General features: G+C 58.6%; 11 protein-coding genes and 1 pseudogene. 8 read left to right on the plus strand and 4 right to left on the minus strand.

Translation table 11 applies throughout. The features are described 5' to 3' along the window. Positions 1-100: 100 nt before the first annotated feature. From aceE to yccS, 5 genes are all read left to right on the plus strand, one after another. Complete coding sequence (gene aceE, locus ALO80_RS20635; protein ID WP_054986102.1) at positions 101-2,746, plus strand: pyruvate dehydrogenase (acetyl-transferring), homodimeric type; 2,646 nt, start codon at positions 101-103, stop codon at positions 2,744-2,746. Positions 2,747-2,889: 143 nt separating this feature from the next. Then, positions 2,890-4,542: a dihydrolipoyllysine-residue acetyltransferase gene (aceF, locus tag ALO80_RS20640; protein ID WP_055005437.1), complete on the plus strand. Its 1,653-nt coding sequence runs from the start codon at positions 2,890-2,892 to the stop codon at positions 4,540-4,542. A 328-nt stretch (positions 4,543-4,870) separates the two neighbouring features. Then, complete coding sequence (gene dbpA / locus ALO80_RS20645; RefSeq protein ID WP_082427220.1) at positions 4,871-6,250, plus strand: ATP-dependent RNA helicase DbpA; 1,380 nt, start codon at positions 4,871-4,873, stop codon at positions 6,248-6,250. A gap of 280 nt (positions 6,251-6,530) precedes the next feature. Then, positions 6,531-7,709 carry a BaiN/RdsA family NAD(P)/FAD-dependent oxidoreductase gene (locus tag ALO80_RS20650; protein ID WP_055010339.1) on the plus strand — a complete coding sequence of 393 codons (1,179 nt, stop codon included), beginning with the start codon at positions 6,531-6,533 and terminating at the stop codon, positions 7,707-7,709. Positions 7,710-7,845: 136 nt separating this feature from the next. Further along, positions 7,846-10,044, plus strand: a complete 2,199-nt coding sequence (yccS, locus tag ALO80_RS20655; RefSeq protein WP_055010340.1) for a YccS family putative transporter — start codon at positions 7,846-7,848, stop codon at positions 10,042-10,044. On the opposite strand, the gene ALO80_RS20660 is transcribed toward yccS, so the two are convergent. Next, positions 10,007-10,762: a substrate-binding periplasmic protein gene (locus ALO80_RS20660; RefSeq protein WP_055010341.1), complete on the minus strand. Its 756-nt coding sequence runs from the start codon at positions 10,760-10,762 to the stop codon at positions 10,007-10,009. The two genes, yccS and ALO80_RS20660, sit on opposite strands and share 38 nt — an antisense overlap. A gap of 227 nt (positions 10,763-10,989) precedes the next feature. Here ALO80_RS20660 and ALO80_RS20665 point away from each other — a divergent pair, with 227 nt between their 5' ends. Both ALO80_RS20665 and ALO80_RS20670 read left to right on the plus strand, forming a co-directional pair. Beyond that, a complete protein-coding gene (locus ALO80_RS20665) occupies positions 10,990-11,448 on the plus strand; it encodes a GNAT family N-acetyltransferase (RefSeq protein ID WP_054986097.1) in 459 nt (152 codons plus the stop codon). Between the two features lie 55 nt (positions 11,449-11,503). Beyond that, entirely contained in the window at positions 11,504-11,800 is a 297-nt protein-coding gene (locus ALO80_RS20670; RefSeq protein ID WP_055010342.1) for a winged helix-turn-helix domain-containing protein, read from the plus strand. Between the two features lie 62 nt (positions 11,801-11,862). Here the strand turns inward: ALO80_RS20670 and ALO80_RS20675 are convergent, their stop codons facing one another. Further along, a complete protein-coding gene (locus ALO80_RS20675; RefSeq protein WP_055010343.1) occupies positions 11,863-12,381 on the minus strand; it encodes a M48 metallopeptidase family protein in 519 nt (172 codons plus the stop codon). A 33-nt stretch (positions 12,382-12,414) separates the two neighbouring features. Further along, entirely contained in the window at positions 12,415-14,553 is a 2,139-nt protein-coding gene (locus ALO80_RS20680; protein ID WP_055010344.1) for a two-component system response regulator, read from the minus strand. 314 nt (positions 14,554-14,867) lie between these two features. On the opposite strand from ALO80_RS20680, the gene ALO80_RS20685 reads away from it, so the two are divergent. Beyond that, a complete protein-coding gene (locus ALO80_RS20685; RefSeq protein ID WP_055010345.1) occupies positions 14,868-15,539 on the plus strand; it encodes a polysaccharide lyase family 7 protein in 672 nt (223 codons plus the stop codon). 81 nt (positions 15,540-15,620) lie between these two features. Here ALO80_RS20685 and putP read toward each other — a convergent pair. Next, positions 15,621-17,116 (minus strand): annotated as a pseudogene (putP, locus tag ALO80_RS20690) (sodium/proline symporter PutP). Positions 17,117-17,318 lie beyond the last annotated feature (202 nt).

The following is a 17,318-nucleotide window of genomic DNA, read 5'->3' on the forward strand; positions in this document are numbered from 1 at the left end:
CCCACCCTCCGGTAATCCAAGAATTTATGTCGTCTGCCCACAAGGCCAGTCGCAAACTCAGGCAACCGATTCTGGAAGCCTTTCCGCCCTGGAGCAAGCCATGCAAGACCTCGATCCCGTCGAAACCCAGGAATGGCTGGACGCCCTGGAATCGGTTCTCGACAAAGAAGGCGAAGACCGCGCTCACTACCTGATGACCCGTTTGGGCGAGCTGGCCACCCGTAGTGGTTCGCAACTGCCGTACGCCATCACCACGCCATACCGCAACACGATTCCTGTCACCCACGAAGCACGCATGCCTGGCGACCTGTTCATGGAACGCCGCATTCGCTCGCTGGTGCGCTGGAACGCATTGGCCATGGTCGTCAAAACCAACCTGAACGACCCGGATCTGGGCGGCCACATCTCCAGCTTCGCCTCCAGCGCGACGCTGTACGACATCGGTTTCAACTACTTCTTCCAGGCCCCGACCGACGAACACGGCGGCGACCTGATCTACTTCCAGGGTCACGCATCGCCAGGCGTCTACGCCCGTGCGTTCCTTGAAGGCCGCATTACCGAAGACCAGATGAACAACTTCCGTCAGGAAGTCGACGGCAACGGCCTGTCGTCTTACCCACACCCGTGGCTGATGAAGGATTTCTGGCAGTTCCCGACGGTGTCCATGGGTCTCGGCCCGATCCAGGCGATCTACCAGGCACGCTTCATGAAGTACCTGGAGCACCGTGGTTACATCCCGGAAGGCAAGCAGAAAGTCTGGTGCTTCCTGGGTGACGGCGAGACCGACGAGCCGGAATCCCTGGGCGCCATTGCGCTGGCCGGTCGCGAGAAGCTCGACAACCTGATCTTCGTCGTCAACTGCAACCTGCAGCGCCTGGACGGCCCGGTTCGCGGCAACGCCAAGATCATCCAGGAACTGGAAGGCGTGTTCCGTGGTGCTCAATGGAACGTCACCAAAGTCATCTGGGGCCGTTTCTGGGACCCGCTGCTGGCCAAGGACGTCGACGGTATCCTGCAACGCCGCATGGACGAAGTCATCGACGGCGAATATCAGAACTACAAGGCCAAGGACGGCGCGTTCGTCCGCGAGCACTTCTTCAACTCGCCTGAACTCAAGGCGATGGTTGCCGATCTGTCCGACGACGAGATCTGGAAACTCAACCGTGGCGGGCACGACCCGTACAAGGTCTATGCGGCCTACCACGAAGCCGTCAACCACAAGGGTCAACCGACCGTGGTTCTGGCCAAGACCATCAAGGGTTATGGCACCGGTGCCGGCGAAGCGAAAAACACTGCGCACAACACCAAGAAGGTCGATGTCGACAGCCTGCGTCACTTCCGTGACCGTTTCGACATACCGGTCAAGGACTCCGAACTCGAAGCCCTGCCGTTCTACAAGCCGGAAGAAGGCAGCGCCGAAGCCCGCTACCTGAGCGAGCGTCGTGCCGCGCTGGGTGGTTTCGTGCCTCAGCGTCGTGCACAGAGCTTCAGCCTGCCGACACCGCCACTCGACACCCTCAAGGCCATCCTTGACGGTTCGGGCGACCGTGAAATCTCCACCACCATGGCTTTCGTGCGCATCCTGGCGCAGCTGGTCAAGGACAAGGAAGTCGGTCAGCGCATCGTTCCGATCATTCCGGACGAGGCCCGTACCTTCGGTATGGAAGGCATGTTCCGCCAACTGGGCATCTACTCGTCGGTCGGCCAGCTCTATGAGCCAGTCGACAAAGAACAGGTGATGTTCTACCGCGAAGACAAGAAGGGCCAGATTCTCGAAGAAGGCATCAACGAAGCGGGCGCCATGTCCTCCTTCATTGCTGCCGGTACTTCGTACAGCAACCACAACCAGCCGATGATTCCGTTCTACATCTTCTACTCGATGTTCGGTTTCCAGCGTATCGGCGACCTGGCATGGGCCGCCGGCGACAGCCGCACCCGTGGCTTCCTGGTCGGCGGCACGGCCGGTCGTACCACGCTGAACGGCGAAGGCCTGCAGCACGAAGACGGCCATAGCCATATTCTGGCGTCGACCATCCCGAACTGCCGTACCTTTGACCCGACTTACGGTTACGAGCTGGCGGTCATCATTCGTGAAGGCATGCGTCTGATGTTCGAAGAGCAGCAGGACGTTTTCTACTACCTGACCGTGATGAACGAGTCCTATGCCCAGCCAGCCATGCCGGCCGGCGTGGAAGAAGGCATCATCAAGGGCATGTACCTGCTCGAAGAAGACACCAGGGAAGCGGCGCACCACGTCCAGTTGCTGGGCTCGGGCACCATCCTGCGTGAAGTTCGCGAAGCGGCGAAGATTCTCCGTGACGAGTTCAACATCGGTGCTGACGTCTGGAGCGTTACCAGCTTCAACGAACTGCGTCGCGACGGTCTGGCGGTAGAGCGCAACAACCGCCTGCACCCTGGCCAGAAGCCTGAATTGAGCTATGTTGAGCAGTGCCTGAACGCTCGCAAGGGCCCGGTCATTGCATCGACCGATTACATGAAGCTGTTCGCCGACCAGATTCGCCAGTGGGTTCCAACCAAGGAATACAAAGTCCTGGGCACCGACGGTTTCGGCCGTAGCGACAGCCGCAAGAAGCTGCGTCACTTCTTTGAAGTCGATCGCCACTTCGTGGTGCTGGCAGCCCTGGAAGCCTTGGCTGATCGTGGCGATATCGAACCTAAAGTCGTGGCGGAAGCCATCGCGAAGTTCGGCATCGATCCTGAAAAACGCAATCCGCTGGACTGCTAAGAGTCTGCTTCAAGAGCGCCAATCAGGGCGTAACAGCGCCGAGGATGCGGAATTTACCGAGCGTAAATGAGCATCCAACGCTGTTTCGTTGTAACTGAACCGGCGTATTCGTGAGTGAACAGGTTCTCCTAAGGAGAGACATAGTGAGTGAGTTAATTCGTGTACCCGACATCGGCAACGGTGAAGGCGAAGTCATTGAATTGATGGTCAAGGTCGGTGATCGCATCGAGGCCGACCAAAGCATTCTGACGCTGGAATCGGACAAGGCGAGCATGGAAATCCCGGCTCCCAAGGCCGGCGTCATCAAAACCATGAAGGTCAAGCTGGGCGATCGTCTGAAAGAAGGCGACGAACTGTTCGAGCTGGAAGTGGAAGGCGAAGCGGCTGCCGCTCCTGCCCCTGCTGCCGAACCCGCTGCGGCCCCTGCCGCAGCCGAAAAGCCGGCCGATGCCGCACCGGCACCTGCCGCCGCTGCTGCGCCCGCTCCAGCCGCCAGCGCCAGCGTTCAGGACATCCACGTGCCGGACATCGGCTCGTCAGGCAAGGCCAAGATCATCGAGCTGATGGTCAAGGTCGGTGACAGCATCCAGGCCGATCAGTCGCTGATCACCCTGGAGTCCGACAAGGCCAGCATGGAGATCCCGTCTCCGGCAGCAGGTGTTGTCGAGAGCATCGAAGTCAAGCTGGACCAGGAAGTCGGCACCGGCGACCTGATCCTCAAACTGAAAGTCGAAGGCGCTGCGCCTGCCGCTGCTCCGGCGCCTGCTGCCAGCGCTCCGGCTGCTGCTCCGGCCAAGGCTGAGGCGGCATCTGCTCCGGCTGCCGCACCGGCTCCCAAGGCAGAAGCTGCACCTGCCCCAGCTGCACCGGCAAAAGACGGTGCCAAAGTTCACGCCGGCCCGGCCGTTCGTCAGTTGGCCCGCGAGTTCGGCGTCGAGCTGAGCGCCGTCAGCGCCACCGGCCCGCACGGCCGCGTGCTGAAAGAAGACGTTCAGGTTTACGTCAAAACCATGATGCAGAAGGCCAAGGAAGCTCCAGCTGGCGGCGCAAGCGGCGGCTCGGGCATCCCGCCGATCCCGGAAGTCGATTTCAGCCGTTTCGGCGAGATCGAAGAAGTACCGATGACGCGTCTGATGCAACTCGGCGCTTCCGGCCTGCACCGCAGCTGGCTGAACATTCCGCACGTCACACAATTCGACCAGGCCGACATTACCGACCTGGAAGCTTTCCGTGTTGCGCAGAAAGGCGCTGCCGAGAAAGCTGGCGTGAAGCTGACCGTGCTGCCGTTGCTGCTCAAGTCCTGCGCGCATCTGCTCAAGGAACTGCCGGACTTCAACGCCTCGCTGGCACCAAGCGGCAAGGCTGTGATCCGCAAGAAGTACGTGCACATCGGCTTCGCCGTGGACACCCCGGATGGCCTGCTGGTCCCTGTTATCCGCGACGTCGATCAGAAGAGCCTGTTGCAGCTGGCCGCCGAAGCCGCCGCACTGGCTGAAAAGGCGCGCAACAAGAAGTTGACTGCAAACGACATGCAGGGTGCCTGCTTCACCATCTCCAGCCTCGGCCATATTGGCGGCACTGGCTTTACGCCGATCGTCAACGCGCCGGAAGTGGCGATCCTGGGTGTTTCCAAGGCAACCATCCAGCCAGTCTGGGACGGCAAAGCCTTCCAGCCGAAACTGATGCTGCCGCTGTCGCTGTCCTACGATCACCGCGTGATCAATGGTGCAGCCGCTGCCCGCTTCACCAAGCGCTTGAGCGAATTGCTGGCGGACATCCGTACAATTCTGCTGTAAGCAAGGCAGGCCCGTCACAGCGACGGGCCTTGCTGTACACCTTTGCGAGCTGCCACGCTCGAACCTCAACCCCGCCCAACAGCGGGGATTTTTTTGCCCTGGATTACTTAGCGCGGCGCAAACGTGTGACGCACAGCGTCACGAAAGGCATTCCCACGCCGGAGCGTGAGGTACGACAGGTGTTCTCCCGCACACCTATCGTACCGACGCTCCAGCGTCGGTACGCCGCTCTGGACACTCTGCGTCCGATCTCGTCCTTATCGTCAGTGTGAGGTCTGACTGGCGGGTGATACACTACGCGACATTTTTGTTTTGCAGGTCCACTGTCGTGACTAACACCGCTTTCAATTCTCTGCCTCTGTCTGCTGCCATGCTGGCTAACCTGGAGTCGCTTGGTTACGCCGAGATGACACCGATTCAGGCACAGAGCCTGCCGGTGATTCTCAAGGGCATGGACCTGATCGCCCAAGCCAAGACCGGTAGCGGCAAGACCGCTGCGTTCGGCATCGGTCTGCTCAACCCGATCAACCCGCGTTTCTTCGGATGTCAGGCACTGGTCATGTGCCCGACCCGCGAACTGGCCGATCAGGTAGCCAAGGAAATCCGTCGTCTGGCGCGTTCGGAAGACAACATCAAGGTGCTGACCCTCTGCGGCGGCGTGTCTTTCGGCCCGCAGATCGGCTCGCTGGAGCACGGGGCGCACATCATCGTCGGCACGCCGGGGCGTATTCAGCAGCACTTGCGCAAGGGTTCGCTGGTGCTGGACGGCCTGAATACACTGATCCTCGATGAGGCCGACCGGATGCTGGACATGGGCTTCTACGACGCCATCGCCGACATCATCGAGCAGACGCCGCAGCGCCGCCAGACCTTGCTGTTCTCGGCGACCTACCCGGTGGGCATCAAACAACTGTCATCGAAATTCATGCGTGATCCACAGACCGTAAAGGTCGAAGCACTGCACGCCGACAGTCAGATCGAACAGATTTTCTACGAGATCTCTCCGGAACAGCGTCTGGAAGCGGTGGTCAGGGTGCTTGGTCATTTCCGCCCGACGTCCTGCGTGGCGTTCTGCTTTACCAAGCAGCAGGTTCAGGAAGTGGTCGATCATCTCACCGCCAAAGGCATGTCTGCTGTCGGCCTGCATGGCGACCTGGAACAGCGTGATCGTGATCAGGTACTGGCGATGTTCGCCAACCGCAGCACCTCGGTACTGGTTGCCACCGACGTGGCAGCACGCGGCCTGGATATCGACGCGCTGGACATGGTGATCAACGTCGAACTGGCGCGCGATTCGGAAATTCACATTCACCGTGTAGGCCGTACCGGTCGCGCAGGCGAGAAAGGCATCGCGGTCAGCCTCGTGGCTCCATCGGAAAGCCAGCGCGCCCGCGCCATCGAAGAATTGCAGAAAGCCCCGCTGAACTGGCAGCAGTACGACAATCTGAGCATCAAGGAAGGCGGCAAGCTGCTGCCTGCCATGACCACCCTGTGCATCGGTTCGGGTCGCAAGGACAAACTGCGTCCAGGCGACATCCTCGGTGCGCTGACCGGTGAAGCGGGCATTCCGGGTACTCAGGTGGGCAAGATCGCCATCTTCGACTTCCAGGCCTATGTCGCCGTCGAACGCAGCATGGCCAAACAGGCCCTGGAGCGCTTGAACAACGGCAAGATCAAAGGCAAGTCGTTGCGCGTGCGGATTTTGTAAAGTTTATCGTTGACCCTGATAGTCCCTACACTCCGCGCCAAGCGTCATATACAGGCCAGAAGGTCCTGAAAACACGGTTTTCAGGCTTCTGCCCGTAGGGCGTGGGAGCGAACTTGTTCGCGAAGACGGTAGTTCAGACGATAAATCTTCGGAGAACATACCGGCCCTTTCGCGAACAAGTTCGCTCCCACGGCCTTCGGCCAGAATCAAAAACAGGCTTGTATATAGCTTAGCGCGGAGCATGGGAACGATCGTGACCTACAGATCGAGGAACCACGCTGTGCCCGTTACTGACGTTGTAATCATTGGCGCTGGCGCCGCAGGTCTGATGTGTGCGTTTACCGCGGCCGCTCGCGGGCGCAAGGTGATGCTGATCGATCACGCCAACAAGCCAGGCAAGAAAATCCTCATGTCCGGCGGCGGACGCTGCAATTTCACCAACATGTACACCGAGCCGGCCAACTTCCTGTCGCAGAACCCGCATTTCTGCAAATCGGCCCTGGCCCGCTATACCCAATGGGATTTCATCGAGATGGTCGCCAGGCATGGCGTGCCTTATCACGAGAAGAAACTCGGCCAGCTGTTCTGTGACAACAAGTCCAGCGACATTCTGGAGATGCTGCTGGAGGAATGCCGTCAGGCCGGTGCAAGCCTGCACATGGACACCTCCGTACAGCAGATCGAAAAGACCGAGTCCGGCTATAGCCTGCAAACCACGCTGGGCACCCTGCACTGCCAGTCGCTGGTCATCGCCACGGGCGGGCTGTCGATCCCGACGCTGGGCGCGACCGGTTTCGGCTATCAGGTCGGCAAACAGTTCGGTCACACACTGCTGCCCACACGCGCCGGGCTGGTGCCGTTTACCATCACCGATCAGCTCAAGGAACTGTGCACCGAGCTTTCAGGCACGTCGGTGGATTGTCTGGTCAGCTGCAATGACACCAGCTTCCGCGAAAACATTCTGTTCACGCATCGCGGCCTCAGCGGCCCGGCGGTTCTACAGATATCTTCGTTCTGGCAGCCCGGTGACACCGTGGAAATCAACCTGCTGCCCGATCACGATGTGCCCGCCTGGCTCAGCCAGCAGCAGGCAGAGCGTCCCAACAGCGAACTGAAAACCCTGCTGGGCGAGATATTCACCAAGAAAATGGCCAATCTGATTGCCGAACACTGGTTCGTGTCGAAACCCTTGAAGCAGTACACCCACGCCGAACTGGCCGATATCGCTGAAAAGCTGTCGGGCTGGCAGGTCGTACCGGCGGGCACCGAGGGCTACCGCACCGCAGAAGTGACACTGGGCGGTATTGATACCCGTGAAGTGTCGTCCAAGACCATGGAATCGCTGAAATCCCCCGGCCTTTATTTCGTTGGCGAGGTGCTCGACGTGAGCGGCCATCTAGGCGGCTTCAACTTCCAGTGGGCCTGGGCATCGGCCTATGCGGCCGCGCAGTACGTGTGACGTGGTACGCGCGGCGTAACATCAGGACACTGCAAACCGGTATAAATTGTGCGAAGCGGATGTACAGCCAGTCATTTGGTCTGTACATATCCTCCTGCAGAATCGATCAATTGCGAACAGGGCCGTCAGCTTATCCATGGCATCGAAATCTCTCCGTCATACATTCCGTCGATTGTGGGCGCTAGATAAATTCAGCTATAGCGTTCGAGTCTTTATCGCACTGACCGGCAGCATGGCGCTGTGCTGGTATCAAAACGAGATGGCGTTGCTGATCCCGCTTTTCCTGGGGATCATCGCCTGCGCACTGGCCGAAACCGACGACAGCTGGCAAGGCCGGCTCAACGCTCTGGCCGTGACACTGGTATGTTTCAGCGTTGCCGCACTTGCTGTAGAACTGCTCTTCCCCTACCCCTGGCTGTTTGTCTGCTCACTGGCGCTGGCGAGCTTCTGCCTGACCATGCTCGGTGCGCTGGGCGAACGGTATGGCGCAATTGCCTACGGCACGCTGATCCTCTCGGTGTACACCATGATCGGCGTCGATCAGCGAGGCGGCGAGGTACTGGACTTCTGGCACGAGCCGATGTTGCTGGTCGCGGGCGCAGCCTGGTACGGCCTGCTGTCGGTGCTGTGGCAGATGCTGTTTTCCAATCAGCCGGTGCAGCAGGCCCTAGCGCGATTGTTCCGTGAACTGGGCCAGTACCTGAAGCTCAAATCGACCCTGTTTGAGCCGATCCGCACACTCAACGTCGAGGCTCGTCGCCTGGAACTGGCGCAGCAGAACGGCAAAGTGGTCGCCGCACTGAACTCCACCAAGGAAATCATCCTGCACCGCGTCGGTAGCGGCCGACCCGGCTCGAAAGTCAGCCGCTACCTGAAACTGTACTTTATCGCCCAGGACATCCACGAACGCGCCAGCTCGTCGCACTACCCTTACAACTCGCTGGCCGACGCCTTTTTCCACAGCGACGTGCTGTTCCGCTGTCAGCGCCTGCTGCGCCAACAAGGCGTTGCCTGTCAGGCGCTGTCGGAATCCATCCAGTTACGTCAGCCATTCGTGTACGACCCAAGCTTCGCTGAAGCCATGGAAGACCTGCACGCGTCCCTTGAACACCTGCGCATCCAGAGCAACCCTGCGTGGCGCGGCCTGCTGCGTTCGCTACGTGCGCTGGCTGCCAATCTCGGCACGCTGGATCGACTGATCAGCGACGCCAGCAACCCGGACGCCGTGGCCGATGCCACTGACAGCAGCCTGCTGGACCGCTCACCGCGCAACCTCAAGGATGTCTGGACGCGCCTGCGCCTGCAGATGACGCCGACTTCGCTGCTGTTCCGCCACGCCCTGCGCCTGCCGCTGGCGTTGACCGTCGGTTACGCGATGGTGCACCTGATTCACCCGTCACAGGGCTACTGGATCATCCTGACCACGGTGTTTGTCTGCCAGCCAAGTTATGGCGCCACCCGGCGCAAACTCGGCCAGCGGATCATCGGCACAGCCATTGGCCTGACGGTCGGCTGGGTGTTGTTCGACCTGGTCACCAGCCCGATTCTGCAGTCGATGTGCGCGGTATTGGCCGGCGTGGTGTTCTTCGTCAATCGCACCACGCGCTACACCCTGTCGACGGCCGCCATCACGGTCATGGTGCTGTTCTGTTTCAACCAGGTCGGCGACGGCTACGGGCTGTTCCTGCCTCGACTGTTCGATACGCTATTGGGCAGCCTGATCGCCGGGCTCGCGGTATTCCTGTTCCTGCCTGACTGGCAAGGACGACGCCTGAACAAGGTGCTGGCCAATACCCTGACCTGCAACAGCATTTATCTGCGGCAGATCATGCAGCAGTACGCCAAGGGCAAGAGTGACGACCTTGCCTACCGACTGGCACGGCGCAACGCCCATAATGCCGACGCGGCGCTGTCGACGACCCTCGCGAACATGCTCATGGAGCCCGGCCACTTTCGTAAGGAGGCCGACGTCGGCTTCCGTTTTCTGGTGCTGTCACACACGCTGCTGAGTTACCTTTCCGGCCTCGGCGCGCACCGTGATACCCAGTTGCCGAGCGATGTCCATGAACATCTGATCGATAACGTCGGCGCAACGCTTGCAGCCAGCATTGACGAAATCGCCGCCGGGCTGGCCGAAAAGAAACCTGTCGCGGTACAAAGTGATGCAGAGGAGGCACTGGCCACGCAGCTGGAACAGCTCCCCGAGGAAATGGACGAAAGCCAGCGTCTGGTGCAGGCCCAACTGGCGCTGATCTGCCGCCAACTGGCACCGCTGCGTACGCTTGCCGCCCACCTGATCAAGGCTCCGGAGGCTGTTGCAGCCCGTGCAGTCTGAGCAGTTCGTCGTAGGTACCGTCGGCTTTCATCGCGGCAATTTCACGATCAAAATCAGCAACGATTCTGGCGTGATGAGGATTCTTCAGACTGACCAGAATATGCAGGCTGTTCTCGCTCAGTGAGCCAGGGATGAATTCAACACGGTCACGAACCTCATCCGGCTCCATCGCCAGGTTGTAACGGGCTACGTATTCGTCCTCCAGTGTCAGGTCTACACGCTCGGCGGCAAGCATGCGCACGGCGGTGGAGAAGTTTTGCACGGGGACTTTCTTGAGCAGGCTGTCGCTGTCAAAGGCGGGGGCATAGGCGTAGCCCCGAACAACCGCAATCATGTACTGGTGCAACTGCTCGTGAGTCAGGGTTTCAATGGTCGACTCCCTGCGTTTGATGAAGCGCACCCGATTAAGCAGGTATTCAGCTGAAAACTGGCCTATTTTGGTGCGATCTTCACTGAACCACGCGTTGATCAGCACATCGTGACGCCCTTCGCTCAGCCCCAGCATCGCTCGCGCCCAAGGCACCTGTTCATACAGGGTGGTGTACCCGGCACGGCGCAAGGCGGTGTTGACGATATCGGTCGCAAGCCCGCCATTGAGCAGAAGCGCATCGGTAAACGGCGGCCACGGGTCGGCGACCAGGCGCAGCTTTTCAGCTGCGTTGGCGTGCGCCAACAGCAGAAAGACCAGCACCCCAACCGCTCGACGCAATCGCGACATGCTCAGGTTCCTGAAAGGGGCAGCATGCCCGATTTAATCCTATCGGCAGCAAAACGGTCACTCATGAGAGTGCCTACAGCTTTTAATTGAAGACCTGAAGCCGTCAGTAGACAAGCAAGGAGAGGAACATGCTCAGTAAAGCTGTATGTACATCGTTGAAGGCGTTTATTGGGAATGTCGCCGGATACGTTTAGACTTCGCTTCTGATTTCCCTGCGAGTCTGCGACATGTCTATCAAATGGATCTGCAAACACCACACCGAGCTGAGCATCGAGCAGCTCTACGCCGTGCTGCAACTGCGCGCCGAGGTGTTTGTGGTTGAGCAGCAATGCGTATATCTGGACGTGGACGGGCAGGACCTGACGGGCGATACCTGCCACCTGATGGCCTGGCAGGAAGACAAACTGGTCGCCTACCTGCGCCTGCTCGACCCTATCCAGCAGGGCGGCGACGTCACCATTGGCCGGGTAGTGACAGCACCCTCGATTCGCAGCAGGGGCATTGGCCATGAATTGATGGAGCAGGCTCTGGAAAATGCCGAACGCAAATGGCCCGACCAGCCGATCTATCTATCGGCACAGGCCCACCTGCAGGGCTATTACAGCCGCTACGGCTTCAATCCGGTAGGCGACATCTACCTGGAAGACGACATTCCCCATATCGGCATGCGCCGCGACCTGGACTAGAAACAGCTGTCAGCTTTGAGCGGCAAGTTGAATGGATTGAAAAAAGGATTCGTCGATGGAGATCAGCAAGACCAGGAGCAGTTTCTATCGCCGACTGTATGTGGCGTACCTGATTGATTCGAAACTCGCCAGCAGCGTACCCGAACTGACGGCCGTGACCGGCATGCCACGTCGCACCGCGCAGGACACCATCAGCGCGCTTTCCGATCTGGACATCGAGTGTGCGTTCGTACAACAGGAAGGTGCTCGTAATCACTCGGGCAGTTACTGCATTCGCGACTGGGGTGCCATCGACAAGAGCTGGATCGCGCGCAACCTGACCCGTATCAAAGCCGTGCTCGGGTATCCTTGAAAGCAGCCGCAAGTTTCAAGCTGCAGGCCAACGGCACAAAGCAATACGCTTGCCGCTGAAGGCTAGCCCCTCGAAGCTTGCAGCTCGTTATAGGTCAAATACACACGCAAATCGAATTCCAGCTGGTGATAACCGGGCAGCATGTGCTCGCACAACTGGTAGAACGCCTTGTTGTGGTCCGACTCGCGGAAGTGCGCCAGCTCGTGCACGACAATCATTTTCAGAAATTCCGGTGGTGCGTCCTTGAACAAGGCTGCCACACGAATCTCGTTGCTGGCCTTGAGCTTGCCGCCCTGCACTCTGGAGATTTTAGTGTGCAACCCAAGCGCACGATGGGTCAGGTCGAGACGATTGTCGAAAAGGACCTTCCTGATGGCCGGCGCGTTGCGCAGATGATCCTGCTTGAGCGCCAGCGCATACGCGTACAGGGCTTTGTCGCTCTGAATCTGATGGCGCGCAGGATAGCGTTGCTGCAGGTAATCCGCCAGGCGATCCTGGGCAATCAGCTGATGCACCTGATCCTGCAGGGCCTGCGGGTAGGCCTGCAGGTATTTGAGCGGAACATGGCTGGATGCAGTCATGGTGCCTTTTGCATGAGGTAGAGAGCCGCCATTCTACAACAATCCGCCCTGCCTCAAGCCCGCCCCTTCAAAGTGCCCGGGAAAATGCAGCGCTTCTTCGGCCACCATCGGATGAGCGATCAGAAAGCCCTGCATGACCTGGCAACCATTATCCGCCAGCCACCGGTATTGCTCGGCAGTCTCGACCCCTTCGGCAATGACCAGCATATCGAGGTTACGGCTCAGGTCGATGATACTGCTGGCCATCGCAGCCTCGCGCCTGGACCCGACGATGTTGGCGACAAACCGCCGGTCAAGCTTCAAGGTGTCGAGCTGGAGGTTGCGCAGGTGCGACAGCGAACATTCACCGGTCCCGAAGTCGTCCAGCGCAATGCGCGCACCGACATCATGCAGCGACTTCAGCTGTTTATGGCTGTGCGTTAGGTTATGCACCAGCGAGCTCTCGGTGATTTCCACCTCGATCTGCCCAGGCTTCAGCTCGAAGCGATCCATCGCGCGTTTCAATTCCGAGGCCAGGTTGGGCATGCAGAATTGCGTGGGGCTGACACAGACACTCAGCACCACGTCGGGGGCAAAGACCCGGCTCCATGCCTGACGCTGCTCGGCACCCTGATCGAAGATCCAGCTGCCGAGCCGGTTGATCAGCCTGGTCTCCTCAAGCAGGGGAATGAACAGCGCAGGAGGCACTTCACCGACCGCAGGATGCTGCCAGCGCAGCAAGGCCTCGAAACCGCGCAAGCGACCATCCGCCACATGCACCTGAGGCTGATACACCACTGAAAAATCCTTGCCGTCGATGGCCGTGCGCACACTTTCCTCAAGCATCAGCCGCGAGCGGGCGCGTCCGTTCATGTTCTGGTCGTAGAACCGGTATTGTTGGCGTCCCGCGCGCTTGGCCTCATACATGGCGATATCTGCCGCACGCAGCAAACCGTCCAGGTTCGAACCGCAGTCCGGAAAGGTCGCGATACCGACACTGGCGCCCAGAGTGATATCGACACCATCGACCTGGCGCCTTCCCGATACCCGCTCAATCAGCTTTTCGGCGATCTTGGCGGCCTGTTCCGGGTAATCAAGCCCATCGATCACAACTGTGAATTCGTCGCCACCAATGCGCGCCAGAACATCGTAGGGTCGCATGCTGTCCTTGAACTGCTCGGCGACCCAGAGCAATACCTGATCGCCCGCGTCATGGCCCAACGCGTCATTGATCTGTTTGAAGCCATCCAGGTCCATGAACAGCACAACCAGGTATTTATCCGCACGCTCGTTGCGCAGCAGCATGCTTTCAACCGCCTGATAAAGCCCTCGACGGTTGAGCAGCCCCGTCAAGGCGTCGGTCACTGCCTGCTTTTCAAGTTGCTGATAAAGATCACGGACCACCGACATATCGAGGACAGTCAGTACCATCGCTTTCTGTTCAGCGGGCAACGCGGCACAGGACAGCGCGACCGGTAACTGCGTGCCTTGTGCAGTGCGCAAAATGGCATCGTGCACCCGGTAGGTGTCGGCCTTGCGATAGTGCTGGTAAAAGCCTGACTCCAGCCAACTGCCAACTTGCGGTTCGATGATGTAATCCAGCACTTGCGTACCGCGCAGTTGGTCCACCGATGCGTTCAACAACTGGCAAATGGCGGGATTGGCAAAGCTGATCGTACCGGCCTCATCCACGACCAGAATGCCTTCGGCGACATTGGCCAACACTGACGCGTTGAATGCGCGGGCCGATTCCAGTTCCAGCGAAAGCTGTTGCAGCGCACGACGATTGCGCTGCTGCTCAAGCAGGGTCTGCACTTTGGGCTTGAGCACATTAGGGTCGAAGGGCTTGAACAGATAATCCGTCGCACCATTCGCATAACCCTTCTGCACGGCATCCTGAGTCTGCTCATTGGCGGTCAGAAAGATAATAGGGGTAAGACGGGTCCGCTGACTGCCACGCATCAACCGGGCGACCTCGAAGCCATCCATGCCCGGCATCTGCACATCCAGCAGTACCAGGTCGACTTCCTGCTCAAGAAGTACCGTCAATGCTTCGATTCCTGAACTCGCCGTCACAATGTGCCAGTCCGTTCTTTGCAGAACAGCGCACATCGTCACCAGATTTTCAGGGTAATCGTCTACAACCAGTAAAACCGAAGAGCCATCATGTGGCTGGGTTGGCACGCGTTCCATGCTGCTTCTCTGTGTGGGCATGACGCCTGACTTTCAGGACGACCGTCATACTTTGGAATAACTCTAGCCCCGTCTCGCCAAAAGCAGAAGCAAGGCACCTCTTCCCTACCATCAAAGTTCGACCTACCCGACTAACGGTCATTCGCTACACGCCATGTGGAATCTGCCCTGCAGGAAAAGTGACAGCACTTTGACGTCATCCGTTCGACAATTTTTCATTAACAAATTGTCCTACAAGTCGTATAAAACCCGCCCAAAGCCTCGTCCCAGAGGCTTTTCCATGAGTGACAAAGACATTTACGGACGGAGATAAAATGATAGATCTTGGATCGTGGAATCTCAGCATTCCGGTGGGGTCGCCCCCCAAGACCATCGAAACCCCTCAGTTGGTAAAAGGCTATGACGGTAAATATTTCAAATCAAAATCAGACTCCATCGTGTTCTGGTCACCCGTCACTGGAAGTAAAACCGAAAATGCGAAATATGCTCGCAGCGAACTTCGCGAAACCTGGTCCGATGGCTCACTGCACAACTGGGTATATCCGGACGCCGACAATTATCTGAATGCAAAACTGGAAGTCGACCAAGTGCCTTCCACGGGCAAGATCGTTATCGGACAGATACACGCGTACGAAAGTACCGAGCCTCTTCTGAAAGTCGAGTATCAGTACAAGGAAGACACCAAGACCGGGGATATTGTTGCAAAAGTCCGTAACCGTTATGACGACAATGAGAGCAAGGTCTACACCCTCGTGGAAGGTGTGAAGCTGAATGAGACCTTCAATTACGTTATTCATCTGAGCAAAGGCGGAAAATTGTCCGTCAGCGTCAAGGATAAAGACTGGAGCATCCGCATCAGTGAGACCTGGCGGGACAAGCTTCTGTACTTCAAGGCGGGGGTCTATACCCAGGACAATACCGGGTATACCTCAGAGGGCGGCAAGGCTACGTTCTACAACCTCGATATCGACCATAACAAGAGCTGAACGCGACGCACGCTCAAGCCCAGACAAAACGGCCCGCACTTCTCACCGAAGAACGGGCCGTTTTTTGTGTAGCCTGCGTTATCAGCGGTTTGCCTTGAACTCCTGCTCGGCCGCCAGGAAACGTGTCTGCATCGATGCCGACGCAGGCTTGCCAATCAGGCTGAATATCACGATGGCGAGGCTGGCCAGGATGAAGCCGGGAATGATTTCATACAGCCCCAGGGTACTGAACTGCTTCCACAGCACGACAGTCGCGGCCCCCACGATCACACCGGCCAACGCACCGTTGCGTGTCATGCCTTTCCACAACACCGAAATCAGCACCACAGGACCGAACGCTGCGCCGAAGCCTGCCCAGGCATAGCTCACCAGCCCCAATACACGGTTCTCGGGGTTGGCAGCCAGCAGAATCGCAATGACCGCGATCAGCAAGACCATCGCACGTCCGACCCATACCAGCTCAAGCTGCGAAGCGCCCTTGCGCAGATACGCCTTGTAAAAGTCTTCTGTCAGCGCACTGGAGCACACCAGCAACTGGCAGCTCAGCGTGCTCATCACCGCAGCCAGAATGGCCGACAGCAGCACACCGGCGATCCACGGATTGAACAACAGCTTGGCCAGCTCGATGAACACACGCTCCGGATTCTCGGTTACCGGCCCGGCCACCTCCGGGTGCGCAGAGAAATAAGCGATACCGAAAAAGCCCACCGCCACAGTGCCACCCAGGCACAGGATCATCCAGGCCATGGAGATGCGTCGGGCGCTGGCAATCGACTTGACCGAGTCAGCTGCCATGAAGCGCGCCAGAATATGCGGCTGACCGAAATAACCCAGGCCCCAGCCCAGCAGAGAAACGATGCCGATGAAAGTGGTGTTCTTGAACATGTCGAAGCTGGTCGGATCTTTGGCTTCAATCGCAAGGAACGTGGTGTCGACTCCTCCCGTCGCCAGCAGGACGATGATCGGCGTCAGGATCAGGGCGAAGATCATCAGCGTGGCCTGCACGGTGTCGGTCCAGCTCACGGCCAGAAAACCACCGACGAAGGTATAGGCAATGGTCGCCGCCGCACCGGCCCACAGTGCAGTTTCGTAGGACATGCCAAACGTACTTTCGAACAAACGCGCTCCCGCAACGATGCCGGAGGCGCAATAGATGGTGAAGAACACCAGAATCACGATGGCCGAAATAATGCGCAGCAGGCCGCTGTTGTCTTCGAAGCGACTGCTGAAGTAATCCGGCAGGGTCAGTGCGTCGCCGTTGTGCTCTGTCTGCACACGCAGACGACCTGCCACGAACAGCCAGTTCAGGTAGGCGCCGATGATCAGACCGATGGCGATCCAGCTTTCCGACAGGCCGGACATATAGATATATAGATGGCGCCCGGCAACCCCATCAGTAACCAGCCGCTCATGTCCGAAGCACCTGCTGAAAGTGCTGTTACCACACTGCCCAGGCTGCGCCCGCCGAGGATGTAATCCGAAAGGTTGTTGGTAGACCGATAGGCCATCAGGCCGATCAATACCATTGCCGCTATATAGATCACGAACGTGATCAAGGTAGGGTTGCTGACACTCATGAGTTCTGCCTTGGCATTGTTTTTATGTTGGCACCCGATGCCAAAGGGAATGGCGACCGGTATCCGGCGCATCCGTGCTTTTGCACCCGACACCGCGTTGACTGATCGCTCCGCAAGGATCGGCAATCGATGACTGGCGGTTGCACCGCGGGCATGAATCCTATTAAACAAACCAGAGAAGGTGCAACCCATTTCACCGTGC

This window comes from Pseudomonas caricapapayae (assembly GCF_001400735.1).
In the GTDB taxonomy this organism is placed as follows: domain Bacteria; phylum Pseudomonadota; class Gammaproteobacteria; order Pseudomonadales; family Pseudomonadaceae; genus Aquipseudomonas; species Aquipseudomonas caricapapayae.